Raw genomic sequence first — 2,928 nt, forward strand, 5'->3', positions numbered from 1 at the left:
CGGCCCTGTTCGGCGGCCTGGCCTGGCCGGCCGTCGCGCTCTATCTCGGCTCCATCGCCTGGGTGGTCGGCTACGACACCGTCTACGGCCACCAGGATCAGCGCGACGACGCCGTGATCGGTGTGCGGTCCACGTCGCGGACCTTCGGGCGGCATTCGCGCCGGATGGTGGCGCTCCTCTACGGGCTTGCCGTTCTGCTCACCGGGGCCGCCCTGGCCGGGGCCGAAGCGGCCTGGCCGAGCTGGCTCGGGCTGCTCGCCTTTGCGGCTCATCTCGTCTGGCAGGTGGCCCGGCTCGATCCGGACCGCCCGGCGGTCTGCCTGATGCTGTTCCGCTCGAACCGGGACGCGGGCGCGCTGCTGTTCCTGGGTCTGATCGCGGATGCGCTCACGCGCTGATCAGGCGAGCAGCCGGCCGATCCGGCTCAGCGCCGCGTCCCGGATGCCAAAGGCGTCGAGGGCCGTCACGGTCCGGTCGAAATAGTCGCGGCAGGTGCCGAGTTCGCCGGCCGCGATCCTGATCCGCTCGGCCGTCGCCTCGTCCGCCAGCCGTCCGAGGTAGCGCGGGTGGGCCCGGTTCGCCACGAAGGTCACGGCCCGGACGCGGCCCGCCTCCGTCTCGACCTGCACCCAGCGGGCCAGATAGGCGCCCGAGAGCATCTCCCGCCGCCACACCAGAAGCAGCTCCTCGCGGACCCGCTCGGCGGCGATGCGAAAGCCCATGCCCCGGCAGAGGCCGCCGCGGTCGAGGGCCAGCATCAGGCCGGGACAATCGGGGGTGCCGCGGCCGCGCGTCATGCGCAGGCAGAAGCTGCGGTGCCAGCCCCGGACGGTGCCGAGCCGGTGCTCCTCGTGCAGAAAGGCCGGGTTCCACATCAGGGACCCGTAACCGAACACCCACGCGTCCTCGCCCGGTCGGTGCTCGGCAAGGGCGGCCTCGAGCGAGGCGGCCAGCTCCTCGTCGGACCGGACGGTGAAATCTGGGGTCGCGCGGGCCCGCAGCGCATCCAGATGCCGCCCGTCGAGCAGCCGCTCTCGGGTGATCACAAACGGCTCGCGGCGCTTCCCGGCCCCGGCATCGCTCATCCGCGCTCCCCCGGGGCTCAGGCCGCCCCGACCGCCTCTATCATGATCCGGGCCGCGTCCCGGATGGCGGCGTTCAGCCCGGAGGTCGGCTGGCTCGATCCGTCGAGATAGACGGCGAGCAGCAGGGGCGGGCGGCCGGGCTTCGGCCACAGAATGGCGACGTCGCTGGCCGCTCCGCGCAGCCCGGTGCCCGTCTTGTCGCCGATCCGCCACCCGCCCGGCGCCCCCGCCCGAATGCGGGCGTCCCCCGTGACACTGGCGACGAGCCAATCCTGCAGGAGAGCCCGCGACGGCCCCGACAGCGCATCGTCCACCAGAAGCCGGCGCATGGCGGCCAGCATGGCGCCGGGCGCCGTCGTGTCCCGCTCGTCCCCCGCCGGGACGTCGTTGAGCTCGGGCTCGACACGGTCGAGGCGGGTCGTCGCGTCGCCCAGGCCCCGCATGAAGCGGGTCAGCTCCGGCGGCCCGCCGAAGCTCGCCAGCATCAGGTTTCCGGCCGTGTTGTCGCTGGTGGTGACCGCGGCGTGGCAGACCTCGGCGACCGTCATGCCGCCGGGGCCGGTGCGCCGCTCGGTGACCGGCGAATAGGGGACGATCTGGTCCGGCCCGAACGCGATGCGCCTGTCCAGCCGCTCCGCTCCGGCGTCGGCCCGGTGCAGCATCAGGGACGCGGCCAGGAGCTTGAATGTGCTGCACAGGGGGAAGCGCTCGTCCGCCCGGTGGCGGACGGCCCGGCCCGTCGCCGTGTCCAGCAGGGCGGCGCCGATGCGGCCGCCTGTTCGGGCTTCGAGCGCGGCGAGGCGGGGGACCGCCCCGGGCTCGTCCGCCAGGGCGGGGGCGGCCGTCAGGGCCGTCAGGGCTGGGGCGGCCGCCAAACCGGCCAGAACGGCGCGGCGGCTCGGGGCGAGATCATTCCGGGTGATCGCGGCAACTGACATAAAGACATCCTTATATGTTGATTGCCTGCGGAACCGGGCCCTGCTATAGGCGAGGGCATCACGAACATCGTCGAGCGGAGAACCGGTCATGTCGCAGCCGTTGAGGAAGGTCGAGCCGCCGAAGGGCGACTACATCGTGGCCGATATCGGGCTCGCGGGCTGGGGCCGGAAGGAACTCTCGATCGCCGAGACCGAGATGCCGGGCCTGATGTCGGTGCGCGAGGAATATGGGCCGGCTCAGCCGCTCAAGGGCGCCCGCATCGCCGGCTCGCTGCACATGACCATCCAGACGGGCGTGCTCATCGAGACGCTGGCCGCCTTGGGCGCCGACATCCGCTGGGTGTCCTGCAACATCTACTCGACTCAGGACCACGCCGCCGCGGCCATCGCGCAGGCCGGCATCCCGGTCTTTGCCGTCAAGGGCGAGTCCCTGACCGAGTACTGGGATTACACCCGCAAGCTGTTCGAGTGGAGTGACGGCGGCATGCCGAACATGATCCTCGACGACGGCGGCGACGCCACCCTGTTCGTCCATCTCGGCGTCCGGGCCGAGGGCGGCGACACCGCCTTTCTCGACAAGCCGGAGAGCGAGGAGGAGGAAATCCTGTTCGCGCTGCTGAAGAAGACCCTCGGCGAGAAGCCCAAGGGCTGGTTCGGCGAACTCGCCGCCTCGATCAAGGGCGTCTCCGAGGAGACCACGACGGGCGTGCACCGGCTCTACATCATGGAGAAGGAGGGCAAGCTCCTCTTCCCGGCGATCAACGTCAACGACGCCGTGACCAAGTCGAAGTTCGACAACCTCTACGGCTGCCGCGAGTCGCTGGTCGACGGCATCCGCCGCGGCACCGACGTGATGATGGCCGGCAAGGTCGCCATGGTCGCGGGCTTCGGCGACGTCGGCAAGG

4 protein-coding genes are annotated in these 2,928 nt (G+C 71.5%); 2 read left to right on the forward strand and 2 right to left on the reverse strand.

Features of this window, described 5'->3' with window-relative positions; all coding sequences use genetic code 11:
- Window positions 1-398 (forward strand): UbiA family prenyltransferase (locus tag JWR86_RS10405; RefSeq protein ID WP_299564671.1); only part of this gene is annotated, 398 nt, incomplete at its 5' end.
- On the opposite strand, the gene JWR86_RS10410 is transcribed toward JWR86_RS10405, so the two are convergent.
- On the reverse strand, window positions 399-1,085 hold the full coding sequence (locus tag JWR86_RS10410; RefSeq protein ID WP_299564675.1) for a gamma-glutamylcyclotransferase: 687 nt from the start codon (window positions 1,083-1,085) through the stop codon (window positions 399-401). It abuts the gene before it with no gap.
- Between the two features lie 17 nt (window positions 1,086-1,102).
- The gene (gene bla / locus JWR86_RS10415) at window positions 1,103-2,023 is read right to left on the reverse strand and encodes a class A beta-lactamase (protein ID WP_299564678.1); all 921 of its coding nucleotides are present in this window, start codon (window positions 2,021-2,023) and stop codon (window positions 1,103-1,105) included.
- Between the two features lie 88 nt (window positions 2,024-2,111).
- Here bla and JWR86_RS10420 point away from each other — a divergent pair.
- Window positions 2,112-2,928 (forward strand): adenosylhomocysteinase (locus JWR86_RS10420; RefSeq protein ID WP_299564681.1); only part of this gene is annotated, 817 nt, incomplete at its 3' end.

It is taken from the genome of Enterovirga sp., assembly GCF_028290205.1.
Lineage (GTDB): Bacteria > Pseudomonadota > Alphaproteobacteria > Rhizobiales > Beijerinckiaceae > Enterovirga.